Annotated in this window: 20 protein-coding genes; 10 read left to right on the top strand and 10 right to left on the bottom strand. The window is 62.6% G+C overall.

Translation table 11 applies throughout. From position 1 onward, the window contains the following. Positions 1 to 297 precede the first annotated feature (297 nt). Positions 298 to 1,869, top strand: a complete 1,572-nt coding sequence (locus ADN01_RS03765; RefSeq protein ID WP_075070934.1) for a hypothetical protein — start codon at positions 298 to 300, stop codon at positions 1,867 to 1,869. On the opposite strand, the gene ADN01_RS03770 is transcribed toward ADN01_RS03765, so the two are convergent. Continuing rightward, on the bottom strand, positions 1,866 to 2,834 hold the full coding sequence (locus ADN01_RS03770) for a LysM peptidoglycan-binding domain-containing protein (RefSeq protein WP_201778627.1): 969 nt from the start codon (positions 2,832 to 2,834) through the stop codon (positions 1,866 to 1,868). The genes ADN01_RS03765 and ADN01_RS03770 overlap by 4 nt on opposite strands. Positions 2,835 to 2,924: 90 nt before the next feature. Here ADN01_RS03770 and ADN01_RS03775 point away from each other — a divergent pair, with 90 nt between their 5' ends. The 3 genes from ADN01_RS03775 to ADN01_RS03785 are packed head-to-tail and all read left to right on the top strand — an operon-like array spanning position 2,925 to position 8,127. After that, positions 2,925 to 4,745: a tetratricopeptide repeat protein gene (locus ADN01_RS03775; protein ID WP_152974004.1), complete on the top strand. Its 1,821-nt coding sequence runs from the start codon at positions 2,925 to 2,927 to the stop codon at positions 4,743 to 4,745. Between the two features lie 18 nt (positions 4,746 to 4,763). Continuing rightward, the gene (locus ADN01_RS03780; protein WP_082389709.1) at positions 4,764 to 7,625 is read left to right on the top strand and encodes a penicillin-binding protein; all 2,862 of its coding nucleotides are present in this window, start codon (positions 4,764 to 4,766) and stop codon (positions 7,623 to 7,625) included. A 25-nt stretch (positions 7,626 to 7,650) separates the two neighbouring features. Further along, positions 7,651 to 8,127, top strand: coding sequence for a GNAT family N-acetyltransferase (locus ADN01_RS03785; RefSeq protein WP_062419492.1), 477 nt, complete (start codon positions 7,651 to 7,653; stop codon positions 8,125 to 8,127). Positions 8,128 to 8,207: 80 nt separating this feature from the next. On the opposite strand, the gene ADN01_RS03790 is transcribed toward ADN01_RS03785, so the two are convergent. Together ADN01_RS03790 and rho are read right to left on the bottom strand one after the other, a co-directional pair. After that, positions 8,208 to 9,320, bottom strand: a complete 1,113-nt coding sequence (locus tag ADN01_RS03790) for a M23 family metallopeptidase (RefSeq protein WP_062419493.1) — start codon at positions 9,318 to 9,320, stop codon at positions 8,208 to 8,210. Further along, entirely contained in the window at positions 9,317 to 10,591 is a 1,275-nt protein-coding gene (gene rho / locus ADN01_RS03795; RefSeq protein ID WP_062419494.1) for a transcription termination factor Rho, read from the bottom strand. Before rho ends, ADN01_RS03790 begins: the two co-directional genes overlap by 4 nt. A gap of 450 nt (positions 10,592 to 11,041) precedes the next feature. Between rho and ADN01_RS03800 the strand changes: the two genes are divergently transcribed. The 5 genes from ADN01_RS03800 (at position 11,042) to ADN01_RS03820 (ending at position 12,992) form a co-directional block, all read left to right on the top strand. Then, complete coding sequence (locus ADN01_RS03800) at positions 11,042 to 11,254, top strand: FmdB family zinc ribbon protein (protein ID WP_062419495.1); 213 nt, start codon at positions 11,042 to 11,044, stop codon at positions 11,252 to 11,254. Positions 11,255 to 11,299: 45 nt separating this feature from the next. Continuing rightward, on the top strand, positions 11,300 to 11,581 hold the full coding sequence (locus tag ADN01_RS03805; protein ID WP_075070937.1) for a metal-sensitive transcriptional regulator: 282 nt from the start codon (positions 11,300 to 11,302) through the stop codon (positions 11,579 to 11,581). A gap of 11 nt (positions 11,582 to 11,592) precedes the next feature. Further along, the gene (locus ADN01_RS03810; protein ID WP_062419496.1) at positions 11,593 to 11,997 is read left to right on the top strand and encodes an OsmC family protein; all 405 of its coding nucleotides are present in this window, start codon (positions 11,593 to 11,595) and stop codon (positions 11,995 to 11,997) included. A gap of 150 nt (positions 11,998 to 12,147) precedes the next feature. Continuing rightward, positions 12,148 to 12,657: a SixA phosphatase family protein gene (locus ADN01_RS03815; protein ID WP_062419497.1), complete on the top strand. Its 510-nt coding sequence runs from the start codon at positions 12,148 to 12,150 to the stop codon at positions 12,655 to 12,657. Between the two features lie 11 nt (positions 12,658 to 12,668). Continuing rightward, the gene (locus ADN01_RS03820) at positions 12,669 to 12,992 is read left to right on the top strand and encodes a thioredoxin family protein (protein ID WP_062419498.1); all 324 of its coding nucleotides are present in this window, start codon (positions 12,669 to 12,671) and stop codon (positions 12,990 to 12,992) included. A gap of 76 nt (positions 12,993 to 13,068) precedes the next feature. Here the strand turns inward: ADN01_RS03820 and ADN01_RS03825 are convergent, their stop codons facing one another. The 5 genes from ADN01_RS03825 to ADN01_RS03845 form a co-directional block, all read right to left on the bottom strand. Next, the gene (locus ADN01_RS03825; RefSeq protein ID WP_082142945.1) at positions 13,069 to 13,854 is read right to left on the bottom strand and encodes an alpha/beta fold hydrolase; all 786 of its coding nucleotides are present in this window, start codon (positions 13,852 to 13,854) and stop codon (positions 13,069 to 13,071) included. A gap of 21 nt (positions 13,855 to 13,875) precedes the next feature. After that, a complete protein-coding gene (locus ADN01_RS03830; RefSeq protein ID WP_075070939.1) occupies positions 13,876 to 15,627 on the bottom strand; it encodes a GAF domain-containing sensor histidine kinase in 1,752 nt (583 codons plus the stop codon). Positions 15,628 to 15,695: 68 nt separating this feature from the next. Continuing rightward, positions 15,696 to 16,808: a WD40 repeat domain-containing protein gene (locus tag ADN01_RS03835; protein ID WP_147238921.1), complete on the bottom strand. Its 1,113-nt coding sequence runs from the start codon at positions 16,806 to 16,808 to the stop codon at positions 15,696 to 15,698. Positions 16,809 to 16,831: 23 nt separating this feature from the next. Further along, the gene (locus ADN01_RS03840) at positions 16,832 to 18,439 is read right to left on the bottom strand and encodes a TolB family protein (protein WP_075070940.1); all 1,608 of its coding nucleotides are present in this window, start codon (positions 18,437 to 18,439) and stop codon (positions 16,832 to 16,834) included. Positions 18,440 to 18,446: 7 nt separating this feature from the next. Beyond that, entirely contained in the window at positions 18,447 to 19,103 is a 657-nt protein-coding gene (locus ADN01_RS03845) for a hypothetical protein (RefSeq protein ID WP_062419502.1), read from the bottom strand. A 176-nt stretch (positions 19,104 to 19,279) separates the two neighbouring features. Here ADN01_RS03845 and ADN01_RS03850 point away from each other — a divergent pair, with 176 nt between their 5' ends. Then, entirely contained in the window at positions 19,280 to 20,662 is a 1,383-nt protein-coding gene (locus ADN01_RS03850) for an aldehyde dehydrogenase (protein WP_062419503.1), read from the top strand. On the opposite strand, the gene ADN01_RS03855 is transcribed toward ADN01_RS03850, so the two are convergent. Continuing rightward, a complete protein-coding gene (locus ADN01_RS03855) occupies positions 20,659 to 21,759 on the bottom strand; it encodes a DegT/DnrJ/EryC1/StrS family aminotransferase (protein ID WP_062419504.1) in 1,101 nt (366 codons plus the stop codon). The genes ADN01_RS03850 and ADN01_RS03855 overlap by 4 nt on opposite strands. Then, entirely contained in the window at positions 21,756 to 22,346 is a 591-nt protein-coding gene (locus ADN01_RS03860) for an acyltransferase (protein ID WP_062419505.1), read from the bottom strand. The genes ADN01_RS03855 and ADN01_RS03860 overlap by 4 nt, the downstream gene beginning before the upstream one ends. Positions 22,347 to 22,351: the final 5 nt, after the last annotated feature.

Consider the following 22,351-nt stretch of genomic DNA (forward strand, 5'->3'; position numbering starts at 1 on the left):
GGCCAGGAATGGCCAGCGGATTGATGGCTGCGGGGGTCAGGATCCATTAGGTCCCTTTGCCGAATATTCCCAAAAACCGCCTGCTGTTTGCGTGCTAAATCACCAACCGACTTTGGGACAGACACGTGACATCTGATCTCTTGAAAACAAGGTCAATTTAGGCTAAAATGTATTCATAAGGGTCCATGTAGTTTGGGGTGGAAGTTGCAAATTTGGATCCCAATGGGCTGCATCGGTCCGGGGAGTTTCCAACAAGGCATATCAAGCCGGAAAAACGTGACCATTGCAAGGAGTCGGATGAAGAAAGCCGCGTCCATCTTTTGGGTGTCTCTGGGTCTTCTCTTGCTGTTATTCACCGCTGCCTGCGGCCCAGAAGAGAATTTTTCGGGTGATTCCCCAGATCCATCCTATACCGGCGATCCATTATTCCAATCGTATTACGATTCGCTGGGTGGACAGCAGACCTTAGGTACCTTCATCTCAGATGTCATTCAAAAAGACGGGTTGGACTGCCAGTACACCGAAAACGCACTGCTGTGTCACGACCCCCAGAAACGATCCGACCGCGGCTTCAGCCTGTACCCCCTGGGCCGTGAGCTGCAAATTGCGGATCTTCAGGACGGCCAGCGGAAACCCGGCGACGGTGCCCAAACCAACAACGGCTTTTGGGTGTTTTCCCCCTTCGTAGAACCAGCCCAAAAGTTTGGGGCCGGCCAACCCCTTTCGCGCTACCGACACGATTACGAAAACCAGCAGACTCAGCAGTGGTTCGAAACTGTGGGTTTTTACACCCGCTTTGACGACCCCACACAGCAAGTGTACCTGTTGCCCTATGGACGCATGGCCTGTAAAGCAGAATGCGGCCCGGGTACAATCGTCCCAGACCTGGCCATCCCCCAACAGCGATCATCCAACCCCATCCTGGAACAGACAGACCGTCTCCAGGATGCTCGTGTGCTGGGCCGCCAGCTTACAGATATGTATCAGGCCCCCGACGGTTACCAGCAAGTTGTTTTTGAAAATGCGGTGGTCTATTTGGAACCGACCAACAATCAGATTGCTCTGCGCCCCCTCAGCCAGCTGCTGAACCTCTATTCGGATCTGCCCGGTCCCCAAAAGCACAACCGCAAAGACGGCATGGTCTTTTATCCGCTTTCCAACGGCAAAGGGTTTCATGTGCCGGTGGATTTTGACAATTTTCTGAACCAGACCATCTCCGGGCAGGATTTGGCGGGTAATCCCATCAGCGGCGTTTATACCGTTTCCGACACCATCGCCCGCCAAAATTTCGAGAATGTGGCCGTCGAATATCACCGCGACAGCCCCGCGGAATATCGGGTGCGGCTGGCCCCCATTGGACGGCAGTATCTGGAAAAGTTTGGGCAGCCCGCTGCCCCCAGCCAGCCGCCCGCCCCCCAGCCCGAAGCTGAGCCGCCCGCGGAACCAGAACTGGAGCCCCAGCCCGCAGAACCCCCCCAGGAAATCCCGCAAGCCCCGGTTCCCCAGGAACCCGAGTTTGCTGAACCCTCCGAAGGCGGCGCCAGCGGACAGCTCGGCTTTGTGTACCGTTCCGCGGATGAAATTCAAGAAGGCGCCGATTTCAAGGTGTATCTGCTGGTCTTCGACAACATGAACCTGCGCCCGGCCAAAGGCGTCCGCGCACGCATCGAGCTGAACGTGCTGGGCAAGACCAGCACCTATGAATACAAATTCCAGGCCACCAACAGCTACGGCTGGGCGGCTGTGGTGGTACCCCCCTTGCCCGATGCTGCCGATTCCAATGTGGTCAATTACAAAATCTGCGTGGAAGCGCCTGCCGGTGGAACGATCTGTAAAGAGGATTCATTCCTGGTGTGGAACCCGCGCTAAGGGCGCGCTTCCACTTCCCAGATCACGCGGTGAATGCGCTGTCCCAGGCTGTACACCACCCCCCGAAACGCCATTTTTTCGCCGCCCGCCAGGGCGGTTTCATTTTCCCAGCGCCGCACGCCCACCACACGCCCGTTCGCGTCCAGCGCCACCAGCGCCACCCACAGCGTGGATGCGCCGCCCTCCCCCACTTCTAATTCCCCCTCCACCTGCGCGCTCAGGCCGTCCTGGCGGATGGTCACGCTTTCGTTCGCCAGCCGCGCTTCTGTGTAACGCCCCCCGCCGTCCCCCACCGGCAGCGCCGACTGCACGCTCACGCTCACCGTCCCATCCGTCTCCCAGGGCGGCGGGAAGTACGCCATCAGCGGCAGCCTCCCTCCGGCGGGCAGCCGGTTCAGGGGCAGTTCCGCGCTCTGTGAACGCACCTCGCCCCCCTCACCCGCCTGCACCGTCATCCGCGCCGAAACCCCCTCCACCGCCTGGTCACCCGGGTTGCGCAGCATGGCAAAGCACCACGCGCCCCCTTCAGCGCTGCGCAGGCAATTCACTCTTCCAGCGCGCAGCGCCACCGGCGTGGGGCTGGGTAATATTCCATCTTCCAGCGCTTCACTCTGGGCTGAGGGAGGGATCACCAGGGAGGTGCCCACCACCAGCAGGCGCGGATCTACCCCAGGGTTGGCCTCCACAATCGCGGCCACGCTCACCCCGTAGCGGTAGGCAATCCCACCCAAATCCTCCCCGCGGGCAATGACATGGCTGCGCGGGGTGGGGCTGGGCTGGGGGATGGGGGTGCTGCTGAGCGCGGTGAGGGGGGTGGGGGTTTGCGATGCTGTCGGCGTTTGATATGCCGCCAGCGTCCCCGTGGGCATATCCGGCGGCGCGGGGGTTAGGCTGGCCTGCGGGCCGCAGCTCGCCGCCGCCGCCAAAAGCAGCAGTACCCCGAAAGATTTCCAAACGGGTCTCATGCCGGCATTATAACATGCCCTCTCACCCCACCCGCAAGAAGCCCTCGCCTGCGTCTTGCCCCCACCCCCAGCCTGTGCTAAACTGATACCATGCCGTCACCCGAAGAGACCATGTTTAACGAAGCCGTCACCGCCCTGAAAAAGGGCGATAAAGCCCGCGCGCGCGACCTGCTCACGCGCCTGATTAAACGCGTCCCCACCCAGCCGGATATCTGGCTGTGGATGAGCGCCGCGGTAGAAACCCGCCGCGAGCGTGTATACTGCCTGAAAGAAGCTCTTCGCCTCGACCCCACCAACCGCACCGCCCGCCACGGCCTGATCCTGGCGGGGGAGCTGCCCCCCGATCCCACCCTGGCCATCCCGCCGGAGCTTCAGCGCCGCAACTGGGAGTCGCAGTTGGCCGCCTTGCAGGTGCAGCCAGAGCGTGAACTGCTGGGCCTATCCTGGAAACAAATTGCCCTCTATGCGGCCGCGGCGGTAGTGGTCATCGCCCTGGTCACCGTGGGCATCCTCGGTTTGCGCCAGCGCAGCACCCAGCGGGTGTTTATCCCCTCCTCCGTGCCCACCTACGGCCCCACCCCCACCTCGCTGCCTTCGCTGACCCCCGTCTTCCGCAGCCCCACCGTCCCCGCCGTAGGCCCCACCCCACTGTGGATGCTGTTGGAAGCCACCTACACGCCCACCCCCCTGTACGTCAACACCCCGCATGCGCGCAGCGAAGCCTATTCCATCGCCCTGCGCGCCTACGCCAACGGCCAGTGGGCTGAGATGGAAGAGTACCTTAAACAAAGCCTGCGCGACGAACCCAACGCCGCAGATTTGCTTTACTACATGGGCGAAACCTACCGCCAGCGCAAGGATACCAAAACCGCCCTGCGCTATTACGAGCAGGCCATCGCCAAGGATCCCAATTTTGCCCCCGCCTATCTGGGCCGCGCCTACGCTTACCTCGCCAGCCAGCCGCGTCGTGTGCGGGAGGCCGAGCGCGACCTGAAAACCGCCGTGGAAGCTGACCCTAACTATGCCGAAGCCTATTTGCAGCTGGCCGTCCTCAACCTGGGTGCCAACGACCCCGAACAGGCCCTGCGCAATCTGGAAGCCGTCGGTCAGCTTCAACCGGATTCGCCCCTGCTGTATTTTTACCGCGCCAGAGCGCATCTGACCCTGGGAGATGTCGCCGAGGCCCGCGCTGCCGCCGAACAGGCCAACACCCTGGATAAAACCATGCTGGAAAGCTACCGACTGCTGGCCGAAGTGTGCAGCGCAGACCAGGACCCCGAATGTACCCTGCAGGCGGTCAACACCTACCTGCTGTATGAACCCAGAGACGCTCAGGCCCTGGCCTGGCAAGGCGGTGCCTATGCCGCTCTGGACGATTCTGAAGCCGCCCTGGATGCCTTCTCCCGTGCCCTCGAAATCGACCGCAGCCAGGCGGAAATTTTCATCCAGCGCGGCGAGCTGTACCGCATTTTGGGCGATTATGACAAAGCCATTGTGGATCTGACTCAGGCCATCGGCCTGAATCAGCGTTCCTACGCCGCCCAGTCCACCTTGGGCAAAGTTTTCTTCGCCCAGGGCGATTATCAGCAGGTGTACAACCGCTTCGCCGCCGCCGACCTGTATGCCGCCACGGATCTGCAAAAAGCCGAAGTGCTTTTCTACCGCGCCCAGGCGCAGGAGAAGCTCAACCGCGTGCTGCCCGCCATGCAGGATTATCAAAAGCTGCTGGCCATGCCCGCCGAGGTGTATCCCGAAGAATGGGCCGAACTGGCCCGCGAACGGCTGACGGCGCTCCACACCCCCACCCGCACCGCCGCCGTCACCACCCCCACCCACACCCGCCAGCCCACGCTGACCCCGCGGCCCACGCAAACGCGCCAGCCCACCCTCACCCACACACCCACCCCCTAAGAAAGCCCCCGCTCCACCGTGCGCCCCCTCCAACGTTTGCTCCTCGTCCGCCGCCGACAGCAGGTTCGCCGCCCGCCTTCCTCCGCGGCCCTGCCGGCCTGGCTGTCTGCCTCAGCCCTGGGCGTACTGTTGATCGTCCTGCTCCTGTTCACCGCGGGCGGAGCCTATGCCCGCCTGACCGCCGGTCTGCCCTCCTTACAGCGCCTCGAAGCAGACCTGAACCCCCGCGACGGTCTGCTGCTGCAGCCCACCCGCCTGTATGACCGCACCGGACAGAACCTGCTCTACAGCCTGGAATCCCCCGGCATCCCCCGCCGCTATTTATATCTGGATCCCTCCAACCCCGAACATCTCTCCCCCTATCTGGTGCAGGTCACCGTGGCCCTCAACCAGCCCGATTTCTGGGCCAGCCCTGGGGTGGCCTGGCGCAGCCTGACGGATGAAAGCCCCCGCACCCTGGCCGAAGAACTGGTCAGCGATCTGCTTTTGGAAAACGAACCCGCGGGCCTGCGGCGAACCCTGCGCATGCGTTTGCTGGCGGCTCAGGTGACCGCCCAGTACGGGCGCGCCCAGGTGTTGGAATGGTATCTTAACAGCGCCTATTTTGGCCGCCTGGCCTACGGGGCCGACGCGGCCGCCAACCTGTACCTGGGCAAATCCGCCAGCCAGTTGGACCTGCCCGAAGCCGTGCTGCTGGCCTCCGTGGCACAATCCCCGGCTCTCAACCCGCTGGATGCGCGCACCGCCGCATTGGAAAATTATCAAACCGCCCTCCAGCGCCTGCTGGCTCAAGGGGTGATCCAAGCGGACACCTACACCAGCGCCCAGCAAGCCGCCCTCAACCTGCAAGCCCCGCCCGCCGATGCGGTTCAGCTCAGCCCGGCCTTCAACCGCCTGGTGCTGGATGAACTCTACGCTCGCTTTGGCCGCGGGCGGGTGGAGCGCGGCGGGCTGCGCGTGATCACCAGCCTGGATTACGACCTTCAGCGTCAAATCAACTGCGCCGCCCGCACCCAGCTGGCCCGCCTGCAGGGGCTGACCGTCTCCGGCGTGGAAGACTGCGCCGCCGCGCGCCTGCTGCCCACCCTGCCGCCCGCTTCGCAGAGCCTGCCCAGCGGCAGCCTGGCCTCCGCCGCCCTCTTAGACCTGCCCACCGGGCAGCTTTTGGCCCTGCTGGGCGACACCACCACAGCCGGAGATACGCCGCGCCTTTCGGCCCACCAACCCGGCACGCTGCTGACCCCCTTTACCGCCCTGACGGCCTTTGCCCGCGGGTTCAGCCCCGCCTCCCTGGTATGGGATATTCCCGCCAGCCTGCCTGCCGATCTGGGGGCCTACCGTCAGCCGGAAACGGCCTACCGCGGCCCCCAGCGCCTACGTTTGGCCGTCGCCAATGACGACCTGGCTCCCCTGGCTCAACTGCTGTATCAAATCGGCCCGGCCAATACCTGGCGGCAGGTAGAACCCCTGGGGTTGACCTTGCTGGACGGGCGATCTAACCCCGGTGAGCTGTTTTTCACCGGCGGCAGCGTCAACCTGCTGCAAATTGCCCAGGCCTACAGCACCTTTGCCAATTTGGGGTTGCAGCGCGGCGCTGCCCGCAGCGCTGGCGGCCCGCTCAACCCGGTGACATTGGTCAGCGTGGAGGACATCCACGGGCAGGTGTGGCTGGCGCCCGCCGCCCCCCAGGAAAACTCCCTGGTCAGCCCGCAATTGGCCTATCTGATCCACCACATACTGGCGGATGAGCCTGCCCGCTGGCCCAGCCTGGGCTACCCCAACCCGCTGGAAACCGGCCGCCCCACCGGCGCCAAAACCGGCCAAACCGCCCGCGGGGATGAGGTGTGGGCGGTGGGATACAGCCGCCAGATGCTGAGCGTGGTGTGGATGGGGCTGCCCGCCGAGGCCCCTGCCGAGGCGCGTTTGCAGCCGCGCATGGCCGCCGGGTTGTGGCACGCGGCTTTTCAATATGCCCACCGCGGCCTGCCTCTGGCCGATTGGCCCGTCCCCGAAGGTCTGTCCACCCTGACGGTATGCACCCCCTCCGGCAAGCTGCCCACCAGCCAATGCCCCACCCAGGTGGAAGAAATTTTCCTGAGCGGCTCTGAACCCGTCGAGGCCGACGACCTGTACCGCACCGTTCAGGTCAACCGCGAAACCAACCGCCTGGCCACCGTCTTCACCCCCCGCGAGCTGGTCAAAGAGCAAACCTATCTGGTGGTTCCCAGCGAAGCCCTGCCCTGGGCGCGCGCCGCGGGCATTGAACTGCCGCCCGACGCCTACGACGACATTTTAGTGCCGGCTCCCCTGCCAGGCGTGGTCATCACCCAGCCGCAGATTTTCTCTTTTGTGCGCGGGCAGGTGCCCATCCTCGGCGAAGCCGGCGGCGCAGGGTTTGCCTCGTACCGCGTGCAGGTCGGCGCCGGCCTCAACCCGCAGTCTTGGCTGCTGGTGGGCAGCGAAAGCCAGACCCCCGTCAGCGGCGGCCCCCTGGCCCAATGGGATACCCAGTCTTTGCAGGACGGGCTGTACGCCGTGCGGCTGGTGGTCGTCCGCCAGGATCAGACCTTGCAAAGCGCCGTCATCCAGGTCAGCGTGGATAACACCCCGCCCCAGGCCGCCCTCACCTACCCCACCCCCCAACAGCGCTTCTCCCGCGCAGACAGCCGTACGATCAATTTCCTGGCCCAGGTCAGTGACGCCGGCGGCGTCGCCCGCGTGGAATGGTGGCTGGACGGCATCAAGATTAATGAAAACCAGCAGGCCCCCTACAGCACCCCCTGGGTTCCCATCCCTGGCGAACATTCCCTGGTGGTGCGTGCCGCAGACCGCGCCGGAAATACCGTGGATTCACCCGCGGTGATCTTTCGGGTGGAATAACCCCACAACTCAAGAGACTCAAACCATGCCATTTCACATTCGCCCCCACCAACCCCAAGACATCCCCTGGATTCTGTCCCTCTCCGACCGGTTGACCGCCTTTGACCTGCCCGCCTGGCGTCAGGCCGAAACCATCAACAGCGCCAATCAGGCCCTGCTGAAAAAAGCCCTGGAAGAGCCTGAGACCGGCAGCACCTTCCTCATCGCCGAAACGGACAGCGGCCTCCGCGCCGGGTTTATCTTCCTTCAGACCGAAACCGAGTTCTTCAGCCGCCAGCCTCAGGGCTATATCTCCGATCTGGTGGTGCACCCCGACCACGAAGGTCAGGGGGTGGGCCGCGCGCTCTTGCAGGCCGCCGAAGCCTGGGCGCAGGACAATGGGTTTCCCGTCCTGACCCTGTATGTGTTCGCCAGCAACGCCCGCGCCCGGCAGTTGTATGAGAAAGTGGGCTTTCAAGCCGAGTTGATCAAATATGCCAAACCCATTCCGCCCAAAGCCTGATCCCAAATAAAAACAGGTCTCCGTGATGCGGAGACCTGTCCTTTTATGTCTTCAGCTCAATGCTGCCGGGTCCGGCAGCTTTACGGAAGCACCTGCCAGGGGTTCACAAAACCGCCCATGTAGCGCACCTCAAAGTGCAGGTGGGGGCCGGTGGAATTGCCGGTGCTGCCCGCCAGACCGATATACTGGCCCTGCGAAACACTGGCGCCGCAGCGCACGCCGACCGAACTCAAGTGGGCGTACAGGGTGTGGTAGCCGTTGCCGTGGTCAATCATGATCATGTTGCCGTAGCCGCCGCCAATGGGGCCGGCATACACCACCACGCCCGAATCCGCCGCGTACAGCGGCGCACCGGTTCCGGCCGCAATATCGATCCCCAGGTGCCCTGACCAATAGTCGTTCCCCGATAAATAGTGGTTATCCGCGGGCCAAACAAACGACCCCGTGCCAAACGCGCCGCCTTCCACCGAGCAGCCGCCGGGGATGCTCTTCGAGGCTCCCGCGCCCGAACGCCATACCGTCGGCACCACCCAGGTGCGCATTTCACGCCAGCCGCCTGGGATCATCACAAATGTGCCGGGTTCAATCTGCGGATTGGTCAAATCCAGCTTGTTCCCCGGCCAACCCACAATGGCCGAAGCATCCACCCGGTAGGTAGACGCCACCTTATCCAGCGTGTCGCCTTCTTTCCATTGGTAATAAATCCCGTCCGTTGGCGGGATTTTTAGATCCAGTCCAATGCTGATCATGTGGGGGTCGTCGTTTAAAGCCGTGTAATTGGCCCACAAAATCGTTTCGGGCTTCAGGTCGTATTTGTTGGCAATCCCAAACATGGAATCGCCCTTTTGCACCGTGTATTCCACCACCTTATCCCGCGCACGGGTGGGCAGAACGGTGTGCCCGTTGGTTTCGCGGGCAATGGCACCCTCCACCGGATCCGCCGGAACAAAGGTGGGCAAGGGTACGCTGGGCGCCGTGTGCAGGGATTCCAATACCTCGCTGTCCACCGCCGCCGCTGCCTCGGCCTCGCTCTGCGCAGAGACCTTAAAGGGAATGCGGTCGCGTCCGATCACCAAAAAGACAGTAAACACCACCATAAAGATGGCAACCCCCCACAGAGTTCCGGAAAACAGATTCAGTGCGATGCCCCACCCCTGAGTCAGTTTTCGCTGTGGGCCAAGCTTTTGTTTCACATATCCTCCGTTAAGCTTTCCAGGAATTCCTGGTTGTTCTTGGTGCGGCTCAGCCGCTGCAAAATGGCTTCGGTTCCCACCGCCGGGTCCATACCCGCGCCCTGAGGCGGCTGGCCGATCATTTGCAGATACATGCGCCGCATCAGCCACGCCCGCGAAAGCATATCCGGCCCTAAGAGCAAATCTTCGCGCCGGGTCGAGGAGCGTTCGATGTCAATCGCGGGGAAGATGCGCCGTTCCTGCAATCTGCGCGACAGGTGCAGTTCCATGTTGCCGGTGCCCTTAAATTCTTCGTAGACCACATCATCCAGGCGCGAACCGGTGTCTACCAAGGCCGTGGCGATGATGGTCAGCGAGCCGCCTTCTTCCAAATTACGCGCGGCGCCGAAGAAGCGTTTGGGCGGGTACAAGGCCGAGGGGTCCATACCGCCCGAAAGCGTGCGGCCCGAAGGGTTGACCACCAGGTTATACGCCCGCGCCAGGCGGGTGAGCGAATCCATCAAAATGACCACATCGCGGCCCACTTCCACCAGGCGTTTGGCCCGTTCCAGGGTGATTTCGGCCGTGCGCACATGCGAAGACACCGGCTCATCAAAGGTCGAAGCCACCACTTCCGCGTCCACCGAGCGGTCCATATCGGTGACTTCTTCCGGGCGCTCGCCGATGAGGGCGATGATCAGATGCACTTCGGGGTTGCGCACCGAGATGGAATTGGCAATTTGCTTCATGATGGTCGTCTTGCCCGCCTTGGGGGGCGAAACGATCATACCGCGCTGCCCGCGCCCGATGGGCGAGATCAAGTTAATCAGGCGCGTGGATAAAATGCCGCGGTCGGTTTCCAGGTCAAAGCGTTTGTCGGGGAAAATGGGGGTCAGGCTCTCAAAATTCGGGCGGTTGCGGGCCTCTTCGGGCGTTAAACCGTTAATGCTTTCCACTTTGAGCAGCCCGTAATGGCGTTCCGAATCACGCGGGGGGCGCACATGCCCGATGACCAAATCCCCGGCGCGCAGGTCATAGCGGCGCAGTTGGGCCTGGGACACATACACATCATCCTGGCCCACTTGATAATTGGTGCGCAGAAAGCCGATGCCCTCATTCATGATTTCCAGGACACCGCCGCGAACTTCCAATCCTTCCCGCTCAGCCTCCACCTGCCGGATGCGGATCAGCAGGTTTTCCTTTTTGAGGCGGGCGGCGTTGGGAATGTTCAGCTCCTTGGCCGTCTCACGCAGCGACGCGAGTGGAACGTTTTCGAGTTCTAATATTTTCATAGGTCTGGAGTCTCTTTGATTGATTGATACCTTGGTGGGGTGATAGAAAAAAGACAAAACATCCCTGCCACGTGCGGGGTGCTGGTCAATTGTGTAAAGTCCATGCTGCTCGCGGGATAAGAATTTGCAGTCTGCGCTCAGGCGCAAACTGACAGGCGGCACCTGTCCAGAAGTTCATTCGGTTAAACATACAAATTATAGCATGCGCAGCAATTTCCCGCAAGCAAAGCCCTTTTGATATACAAGAATACCTCATCCCCCTCGAATGCTAATAAAAGTATCATACTCCATTCTTATAAAAATGCAAGGGTGTGTACCAACAAACTTTCGCGCTTTGTCACCTTTGCCGCCTTGCATCCTTTTTCACAAACCCACCGCGCGCTCCCTTGACAAGACCGCGAATTATGCTATACTGGGGTATAGTATATTGAACGGAGGGAATAAACCACGATGCCCGTTTATGAATACCGCTGCTCCGATTGCGGCCACAGCTTTGAAAGAATGGTGCGTTTTTCTGACGCCCACCAACGCCCCGAATGCCCCCACTGCCACAGTCCCCAGACTGAAAAGAAGCTTTCCACCATCGCGGCCAGCTTCTCTTCCGCGGGCGGCAGCGCTTCTTCTGGCGGGTCCTCCTGCGGCGGCGGCGGGCGATTCACCTGAGCGGGCTAACCGCACGGCTGCGTGTCAGCCGCTGGAGATTTTGCCATGATGATGCAGGATGATGCTGCCAAACAACGAATCCTCGCCCGTCTGCGCCGTCTGGAAGGGCAGGTGCGCGGTGTAGAGGCCATGATCGAACAGGAACGGGACTGCTCTGAGATTTTGCAGCAGCTTTCCGCCATCCGTTCCGCTGCCCTCAGCGCCAGCCAGGCGTTCCTGCAAGACTACGCCTCTGGTTGTATGCAGAACTTCGATCGCCAAACCCCCGCCGAACGCGAAGCTGCCTTGAAAAATCTGATCTACATGTTCGGAAAAACGCAAACCTAGGAGTGTGACTGATGAGCCAAGCTCGTGTTCGCTGGATCACTGGAAAACAATTTATTGGAACCGATTCCACCAACCATTCGGTGGTGCTTTCCACCCCCGATGAAGGCATCGGCATGAAACCCTCCGAGCTGATGCTGGTGGCCCTGGCCTCCTGCACGGCTGTGGACGTGGTGGAAATCCTCGCCAAAAAACGCACGCCCCTGGAAAGCCTGGAAATTGAAGTGGACGGGCAGCAAGACAGCGACCCGCCGTGGACCTTTCGCAAAATTCACGTGCACTATAAGCTGCGCGGCCAGGGGCTGACGGATAAATCCGCGGCCCAGGCCATTGAGCTTTCCGAAGAAAAATACTGCTCGGTGGCTGCCACCTTGCGCGGCGTGGCTGAAATCACCACCTCCTTTGAGCTGCTGGCCTGATCTCATGTGAGTCTGCTGACGCCGCCCCTGCATACCGTTGGGGCGGCGTTTCCATTAAGACCCGTCCATTTTCTAATCTTTTCTTTCATTTGGCCGAAAAAAATAATGATATACTGATCAGCGAGCTACATGAATAGACAAGGAGCCCGGATGATGAAGACGCTGCTGATTATGCGCCATGCCAAATCCAGTTGGAAAGATGCAGAATTGCCCGATCTGGAGCGCCCGCTGAATAAGCGCGGCAAGCACGACGCCCCCATGATGGGCGAGCTCATCAAAGATAAAGAGCTTCGCCCCCAGGTGATGTACGCCTCAACCGCCAAACGCGCCCAGATGACCGCCGAAGAGGTAGCCAGCGCTTGCAAATTCAAAGGTGACATCACCTACTTAGAGAACCTCTACCTGGCCGAAGCCGAAGCCATCCTGAATGTACTCCGCTCCACCCCCGACGAGATCGAACGCGTGCTCATCATCGGCCACAACCCCGGGCTGGAAGGCCTGCTGCAAATCCTCAGCCGCCGGGTCGAATCCCTGCCCACCGCCGCCATCGCCTATCTGGCCCTGCCCATTTCCCATTGGGCTGATCTCAATGACCAGGTGGAGGGTGAATTGGTGGAGCTGTGGAAGCCCCGCGAAATCAAGCACAAGTCCAAAAAGTAAAGAGGAGCGACATGAGCGCATTTCAACCTGTGGATGAGCAAAGCTTTGACGCAGAGGTGCTGCAATCCTCTCTGCCGGTGCTGTTGGAATTCGGCGCCCCCTGGTGCGGGCCGTGCAAGCGCATAGAGCCTCTGCTGGAGCAGCTCGGCCAAAAATGGGCGGGGCGCGTCCGGCTGGCCCATGTCAACGTGGATGAATGCGCCGGTTTGGTGGCCTCCTATGGGGTCATGAGCGTCCCCACGGTGATCCTCTTCGCAGGCGGGCAGGAAAAAGTTCGTCTCAACGGCCTGCAGCCCCTGGAAAATCTGATCGCCAAATTCGAGCCGCATCTTTAGGCCTTCTTCCCCAATAAAAACCAAAACGCGCCGGTCGGCGCGTTTTTTGCTGAGCATCCACGGCGCGGACGCCCATTTACCCTGGGGAATCTCCTTTCGCGCCCAGGCAGCTGCGTAAGAACTGCTGCAAATCCGCCGCGCAGTGCTGCGGCTGTTCCAATGGCAAAAGATGGCCAGCGGCGGGGTACACCTGAACGGCCGCATTGGGCATGGCGCGCAATCCGCTCGCCGCGGCGGGGGTCAACAGACGGTCGCGCTTGCCGGCCGCCGCCCAGGTATGCACATAGCAGCGCCTCAAGCGGCTGCGGCAGTCAAACTGGGCGCAGGCGCGCCAATCCGCAATCAGCACCCCCTGACGCACCTTGCGCACTTCGGCGAAGACCCGCTCGCTGACGGCTTCGGGTGTCTCCGCCTGCACCAGCCGCTCAGAGAGCCAGTTCAGGGCTGGTTCGGGCATTTTTTGGTTGTCCAGCAGATCCAGAAACAAAGGCGGCACGTCAAAGAAGGCCGCGCTGCACAGCAGAGCCAGCGCTGCTGCCCGGTCGGGGTGTTCCAGGGCCAGCTGCAAAGCCACCGCCCCGCCCAAAGAATGCCCCACCAGCGCCGCGCGGAACATGCCCAGCGCCTTCATCCATTCCAACACCTGGCGGGCATATTCACCCACCGATTGGCGCGCAGCCCCGCCCGAACGTCCGTGCCCCGGCAGATCCAGCGCATACACATCCCAGCCAGCCATACGGCGAAACTCTCCCGGCCAAAACAAATGCGAACTGCCCGCCCCGTGGATTAAGACCACAGGCGGCCTTCCAGTCTCCGCCCCCTGGTTGACGCGGCTGTACGCGATCCCTGCTGCTTCTGGCATGTGGCTGCTTTTCCTTCGGGCTTAACTCACCGGCAGTCCGCGCTGCAAGCGGTCTGCCGCATCCTCCGATAAGGGTATGATCACCTGCACGCGCGTGCCTTTACCCACCGCGGACTGCAGCTTTAACAACCCGTTGACCATGTCGGTGCGCTCGCGCAAATTCACCATGCCCAGGCTGCCGCGGCGGTCGTATTGACTGTTCACCTCAGCCGTGTCAAAACCCTTGCCGTCGTCGGCAATCTCCAACACGGCAATTTCCGGATCGCGCGGCAGGCGTTTGAAGCGCACCCAAATATGCTGAGCCTCGGCGTGCTTGCGGGCGTTGTTCACCGCCTCTTCGGCCAGGTAAAACACCACCGTCTGTTTGCCCATTTCCAGCTGACTGATCAAGGCCGGGTCCACCTCCACCAATACGTTTTGCTGGTAGGTGTCGCGCATTTTTTCGGCCATGGCCTTGAGAGCCGCTTCCAGACCCTCGCTTTCCAGCACTAAAGGCCGCAAGGTGAACAGCATGTGGCGCAGTTCCTGGGTGTTGCGCCGGGCCAAATCTTCCACCCGCGCCATTTCGGTCTCGGCCTGGGCAGCGTCCCGCTCCAGCATTTTGCGCGCCAGGCTGGTGCGCATCACAATCGCCGAGGCCGTTTGAATCGGCCCGTCGTGCAGATCGCGCGCCAGCTTCTTGCGGGCCTCTTCCTGCGCCTCTTCCATGCGCGCTTTCTCCAATTCCAAATCCTGGAACAACCGCGCGTTCTGAATGGCGATCACCGCCTGGTGGCTGATCATCTGCAGGGAATCGGCCTGCTCCTGGGTGAAGATCTCGCTGTCGGGGTGTGCATAGAGCATCAAGCCAAAGGCGTTCAACCCGCGCCGCAGCGGCAGCAGCAGAGCGCTCTGGCAGGCACGCACGCTGATCAGCAGCCCCAATTCGGGGTCCTGCCCCGGCTGATCCACCAAAGCCGGTTCGCCGCTTTGGATTACCTCGGCCAAAACCCCGCGCGTACCGGCAAGCTGCTGGCGCTGGTCCGCGGCAGGCATCTTGCGGCTGGCTTCAATGCTCAGCCCCGATTCTGAAAACAACAGCACCGCCGAAACCAAATTTTCCGCGGCTGTCTCGCCCACAATCGCCGCGCTCAAATCCAGGGTGGTATCCAGCACCACCTGGTAATTAATGCTGGCACTGAGGGTTTCCACCATGCTGTAAAACGCCTGCAGCCGTTCGCGCTCCTGGCGCTGGGCGCGTTTCTCACCCTCACGGCGTGAGGCCTGCAGCCGCTGATAATTTTGGCGCACAAAGATCATCAGCAGACGGCTCAGCACGCCCATCAAAACGCTGGTGGCGATAATGCCCACCCCCAGCAGGGCAATCCAGGGCCAGTCAAAGCCCGCAAGATACGCCGCAAGCCCCTGGGCCAGGATTAAGGCCCCCGCCGCCCCCAAAGCGCCGCGCCATTCGTAATAAATGGCTGCCGTGGCCAACACCAACACCCCCACCCACAGCAGCCCGCCGGTCAGCCCGCCCCCCACCAGAAAGAGCACCACGCTGCTGACCCAATCCACGGCGATATTGATCAGGCGGTGGTTGGAAAAGCGCCGGTTCGTAATGGCAAACACCGAAACGGTCACGTTCCAGCCCACCAGCAAGGTGATCAGCACCAGATGCAGCGCCTTCAGTCCCGGCCCCAAACTGAAAGCCGTCATCACCCCCACCAACACCAGCCAGCGGGTGGAAATGGCGAACCAGTCTGCGAGAAATGGGCTGTCAGAAGAGCGCATAAGTTTATCTTAACTGAAAATGTCAGGACGTGCACGCCTTTACGGCGGTCATCTTGAATGAATTTAGATCAAGGCACAACTTTCCACAAGCGCAGGGTTTGATCCATACCCAGTGTGGCCAGCAGCGTCCCATCCGGCGAAAAACGCAGCGCCTGCACCCCACCCGCATGGCCGTTGAGGGCTGCCAGGGGCTGTTGGGCGGCCACGTCGTAGATCATCACCACCTCACCCACGCTGAGCGCCAACAGGCGCCCATCCGCCGAAAAGTCCATGCCCCCATAGGCCGGTTCATCCAACACCAGCCGTCCCAGGGGCTCTCCGCTGGTGGGGTCCCACAGCTGAAGCAGCGGCGTGAAGAGACCGTCCTGCGTGCCCGCGGCGGCCGCCGCCAACACGCTGCCGCTGGGCGAAAGTGCCAGGGCTGAGACGGAATCCTCGTGGTTGAGCTGCGCTCCCAACTGCCCCCCTGGCAGCTGCATCACCTGTACGGTTGCGCGCGCAAACCAGATCAGGCGGTCGGAGGGCGCATCAAACCGCACCCCATAGATAGGAGCGGCGGTCTCAAAACCGCTCAGCGTCTCGCGCAGGCTGCCGTCCGCCGGGTTGAAGACCTCCGCTTTGAAATTGTCGCTGCTGGCCACCACCAGGCTTTGCCCGTCCGGGGAAAAAGCCGCCCCCACCACCCCCACACTGCTCAAAGTGCGCACCACCGCCCCTGTGGCCGGGTCGCGCAAATCCACCTTCAGCGGGTCGGAGCTGGTCGCCATCCAGCCCGCGTCTGGGCTATAATCCAGAAGCTGGATGGGGGCTTGCAGCACCACGGTGGTGAGCGTTTCCAGCCCCACCGGCCGCAGCGCCAGCAGATACGCACTGGAAAATGCAGCCAACACCTGGCTGTCCTGCGACCAGCGCAGTTGGTAAGCCTCACCCCCCACAGGGAGCACAGCCGCCTCGCGCAGACGCATCACATTTTCGGGGTCAATCACCTCCCCCGGCTGGCTCAACCAATCGGGGGTGGGGCTGGCAGCAGGTTCCACAGTCGGCTCAATGACCACAGCTTCCGGCGCAGTCCGCGCAGAATCCGCAGGGCTGGGCACTTCTGCCAGCGGCGCCGCCTGACGGCTGCATCCCGCTGCCAGGATCAAAACACAGATCATCCCCGCTCGCCGTATCCAGCGCATAGGCCGTACCTCCTTCATCGCTCTCACCGCCACACCCACACCGCATCCACCGGCGCCGAGGGCATGCTTTGCCGCCGCAGCGGCGCAAAATCCGGCCCTTCCGCCGCCATCAAAGCCGTGCCGTCAAAAAACAAGAGCGTGTTCCCCGCCGGCCCCCAGCGCGGAAAATCCGCTGCACCGGCGTAGATCATGCGCGCCTGTTGGCGGTTTGAACCCAACCACAGCCCGCGGGGAGGGGCCGCCTCGCGCGGGCTGTACCAGGCCCACAAGCCGCTGGCCGCCCCCACGGAAGGCAGCGTGCCCAGCACATCCGCCGGAATACCCACCGGCGCCCCGGCTGCGCTGTAGGCCCGCGCCCAACCCTGCGCACTGGCGGTGAAGAACAGGCGCGCATCCGGCAGCCAGCGCACGTCCAAAGCCTCGCGCCCGCTCAACTGCTGCGGCAGGCCCTGACCGCCGGGCAAAAAGTACACCCCGGCCGGTTCCGGCTCGTCCGCGCACGGGCAGTACGCCGCCTGCGCCTGACTGACGCTGAAAACAATGTTGCTGCTCTCCCCATCCACCGCCGCTCCCCCAAAACAGCCCTTCACCAGCGGGTCCGAATAGGGTCGCAGGGTGTCGCCCAGGCGCAGATCAAACCCGCCGCAAATTTCACTGCGCCGGTAAAGAAGGAACTGGTGCAGTCCTGACCATCCCGCCAGGGCTGGGCGGCTGCTGGCCCGCTCCAGCAGGCGCATATTCCGCCCGCTGATGGGTTCCACCGTCCAAACCTCGGTCCATTCCACCCCCTGCGCGTCCACATCGCTGCTGAAATACACCAGCGTGCTGCCGTCCGGCGACCAGGCGGGCGCAAATTCATCCCCCGGCAAATCCGTCAGCCGCCTCAGGCTGTGATCCTGAAGGTCGAGCAGGTACAGATCCACCGAAGGCCCGTCCAAGATCGCCGCGAACACCAGCTTGCGCCCATCCGGCGACCAGGCCAACCCATTGCGCGACACCAAAGCCCGCAGGGATCCCTCGCTCGCCCCCGCCGAATTCCGCACCGCCAGCAGCCAGCGTTCCACCCGTCCCTCCGGCAGTCGCATCAGGTGCAGCGCGGGCACTTCTTCACCGCTGCGCAGTTCGCGGTAAGCCAAAAAGGCCAGCATCCCCCCGCGCGGCGCCGCGTTGGCTTGCAGCCCCTCCGGCAGCAAAGGGCGCTCGGCCCACAGGCGCTTCAGCCCGCGCCCCTGGGGGTTGACCGTCCACAGCCCATCCTGGCTGTCAAACACCAGCCATGGCCCCTCCGGCGGCAGGGCGTTGGCCGCCAGGGTGGCCGTCAGGGTGGGGGTGCGCGTGGCCGCAGGGGTAAAAGCCAGGCTGGGGGTCAGGCTGGGTTTACGGGTGCGGGTGGGGGTGAGGGTGCGTGTGGGGCGCGGGGTTTTCGTGGGGGTTAATGTGGGGGTGGGCGTCTGGCTGGCAAATGGGTTCGGAATTTTTTCTTGTGATACCAGCCAATAGGCCCCCCCGCTGAACAGCACGGCCAGGGCGCATAAACCCAGGCACACCGCGATCCCCACCGCGCCCAAAATCCACCAACGCGCGGGGGTTTCCCTGCGGGTTTCAGGGGGGGTGTGCGCCGGTCCGCCCATCGTGATCTTATTTCCAGGCGTTAAAAGCGTCGGGATTCTTCAGGGTGAATTCAGCCGCCGGGTTGACCCCTTGTTCGAAGAAAATGCGGAAAGAGCCGTCCTTCTCATGGATCAGCCGCCCCACCATGGGCACGTCGGCCGGTGGTTCCACCTGCTGAAATTTCCCTTCCGGCCCGCCGCTGAAGGTCAGCTCGATCTTCTCCGGCTTAAACGAGGGGAAACGCGTGGCGGGTTTCATCTGCCGCTGACCGTTCTTATCCGGCGCGCCCAGGATAAATCCATTGCTCAACGGTTGGTATTCCACCGTCATCGAGGCTTTGCCGTAGCGCTCCCCCATCAACGCGCCCACGTTCCAGAATTTCAGGGTGTATTTCACCGTCACTTCCACATTGACCCACTCTTCGCTCACGTTTAAGAACACCCCCCCAGGGATCTCGGCGAAAGCGCGCACCTCGGTGGGGTGTGCCGCCTGGGGGACGCTGTTGGGATCTTTGGTGGGGATGGGCACACGCGTGGGCGTGGTCGCCACAGGCGTCCAAATATTCGAAGGTGGAGCCTGTGTGGGGCCTTGCGGCATCATATCCAGGAGCGTGCTGCACCCGCTCAAAGCCGCCGCGCTCACCAACGCTGCTGCGCACCAAATTCGTTTGATCCAATACCGCATGGGGTTTTCCTTTCCTGGTATCCCGTTGTGCTGATTGTATTTTACTGCGCCTTGGCCATCTTGTCGCGCCGCGCGCGTTGTTTGTGCCAATTGTACCCCGACCTTGAACGAATTTTTGACCTTTTGATGCGCTTATCGCTATAATCAAGAGGCGATCTTACCCAAAGAAGGGTTATATGGAATCTGAACTGCTCCGCCAGCAAGATGCATTTTTCCAATCCGGCGCCACCCGCTCCCTGGCCTTTCGCCTGCAGCAGCTGCGCAGCCTGCTGAACGCCGTGCAGACCCACGAACAGGCCGTGCTGGACGCCCTGCAGGCTGACCTGCACAAATCCCCCACCGAAGCCTACAGCACCGAAATCGCCCCGGTGACCGCCGAAATTCGCCACGCCCTGCGCCATCTGGCCGCCTGGATGCGCCCGCGCCGCCAGCCCACCCCCCTGCTGCATTTCCCCGCCGTCAGCCGCATCATCCCCGAGCCGTACGGCCGCACCCTTATCTTTGCCCCCTGGAACTATCCCTTCCATCTGTTGTTCGCCCCCCTGGTGGGCGCGGTGGCCGCGGGCAACTGCGTCATCGTCAAACCCTCCGAGCTGGCCCCGCACACCGAGGCCGTCACCCTGCGCATTTTGGCTGAGGCCTTTGACCCCCGCCACGTGGCCGCGGTCAGCGGCGGGCCGGAGATCGCCGGAGAGCTGCTGAAGCAGCGCTTTGACAAAATTTTCTTCACCGGCAGCCCCGCCGTGGGCAAGATCGTACTGCGCGCTGCCGCCGAACACCTGACCCCCGTGACTCTCGAACTCGGCGGCAAGAGCCCCTGTCTGGTAGATGCCACCGTGCCCCTGGATGTCGCCGCCCGCCGCATCGCCTGGGGCAAATTCTTCAACGCCGGCCAAACCTGCATCGCCCCCGATTTCTTGCTGGTGGAACGCAGAATTCAGGAGCCGCTCATCAACGCCTTGCGCGCCGCCCTCTCCGAGATGTACGGCAGCCAGCCGCAGGAAAGCCCCGATTACGCCCGCATCATCAACGACCGCCATTTTGAACGTCTGAGCGGGCTGATGGACCCGGCGCGGGTGGTGCACGGCGGCCAAACCTTGCCCGCTGAGCGCTACATCGCCCCCACCCTGCTGGCCCCGGTTTCGCCTGAAGACGCCGTCATGCAGGAAGAAATTTTCGGCCCGCTCCTGCCCATCCTCACCTATGACACCGTGGAAGAGGCCCTGGAGCTGCTGCGCCGTTACCCCAACCCCCTGGCGTTTTACTTCTTCACCCAGGACCGTGCGCTGCGCCAGCGTCTGTTAGAAACGGTGGCTTTCGGCGGCGGCTGTCAAAACGACACCCTGGTGCAGGTTTCCAGCCACAGCCTGCCCTTTGGCGGGCGCGGGCAAAGCGGCATGGGGGCCTACCACGGAAAGCACTCTTTCCTGGCCTTCTCGCACCAAAAAAGCGTCATCCAACGCGCCCTATGGATAGATTTCGCCTTCCGCTATCCCCCCTTCCGCGTCCCCCTGCGCTGGCTGCGGCGGCTGCTGCGCATCGGCAGTTGGGAGCTTTAGCCCCTCACCGCCGCCAAAACCTCGCGGATCACCTGCTGCTGGTCTGCGCTGCTCATCTCCGGGTACAGCGGGATGGCCAGCGTTTCGCGGCTGGCCTGCTCGGCCTGCGGAAAATCGCCCTCGGCCCCGCCCAACTGGCGGCAGGGTTGGGTCAAATGCAGCGGCTGGGGGTAATACACATCGCTGGCAATCCCCGCCGCCTTCAGGCGCGCCTGCACCGCCGCGCGCTGGGGCACGCGCACCACATACAAATGGTACACATGCTCGCAGCCGGGCTCTTCCACCGGAACGCTCACCGGGCTGCCCGCAAACCCCGCGCGGTACACCTCGGCCAGGGCGCGCCGCTGCTGGTTCCAACCGTCCACATATTTCAGTTTCACACGCAGCACCGCTGCCTGAATTTCATCCAGGCGGCTGTTATAGCCCAGCATTTCGGGATAATATTTGCGCTTCCAGCCGTGCACGCGCAGCATACGCGCCTGCTCGGCGATGCCGTCGTCATTCGTCACCACCATGCCCCCATCCCCATAGCCGCCCAGATTCTTGGTGGGGAAGAAGCTCAGACAGCCCACATCCCCCAGCGAGGCGGTGCGCTGACCGTGATAACGCGCCCCAAAAGCCTGGGCGTTATCCTCCACCACGCGCAGGTGATGCTTGCGCGCCAGGGCCAAAACGGCCTCCATCGGGGCAGGGTGGCCGTATAGATGCACGGGCACAATCGCCCGCGTGCGCGCCGTCAGACGGGCTTCCACCTGGGCAGTATCTAACGCATAGGTGCGCGGGTCCACATCCACAATCACCGGAACCGCCCCCACCGTCAGCACCGCGCCAGCCGTGGCAAAGAAGGTGTAGGCGGGCACGATCACCTCATCCCCCGCCCCCACCCCCGCCGCGCGCAGCCCAATGATGAGCGCATCCGTGCCCGAAGCCACGCCCACCGCATGACGCACGCCCAAATAGGCGGCGATCTCCGCCTCCAGCGCGCTCACGTTCGGCCCCAGGATAAAATGTCCCTCGGCCATCACCGCGCACACCGCCGCGTCCATCTCTGCCTGAAGGCTGCGGTACTGCGCTTTGAGATCTAATAATGGGATCATACCGGTTCCTCCGCCGGGCGCACCGCCCCTTGTGAGCGCACATATTCCGCCCCGCACGCCGGGCAAACCCCGCGCGCACTGGAGCCGTCTGCAAATTCCATCTGCACCCCGCAGGCGCACATCCACCCGCGCACCCGCGCCGGGCTGCCGTACACCAGGGCGTAATCGGGCACGTCGCGCGTGACCACCGCCCCCGCCCCCACAAAGGCATAGCGCCCCAAACTGACCCCGCACACGATGGTGGCGTTGGCCCCAATGGTGGCCCCCCGCCCAACATGCGTGCGCCGGTACTCATCCTTGCGATTCACATGGCTGCGCGGGTTGACCACGTTGGTAAAGACCATCGAAGGCCCCAAAAACGCGTCATCCTCCACCTCTACCCCGGTGTAGATGGACACGTTGTTCTGCACCTTCACCCCCCGGCCCAAACGCACACCGGAGGCCACAAACACGTTCTGCCCCAGGTTGCAGCCCTCACCCAGCTCGGCACCGGCGGAGATATGGCAGAAATGCCAGATCTTGCAGCCCGCCCCCACCTGGGCCCCGTCGTCCACATAGCTCGATTCGTGCACGAAATATTCTGCCATGCCCG

The sequence above is a fragment of the Levilinea saccharolytica genome (assembly GCF_001306035.1).
In the GTDB taxonomy this organism is placed as follows: Bacteria; Chloroflexota; Anaerolineae; order Anaerolineales; family Anaerolineaceae; genus Levilinea; species Levilinea saccharolytica.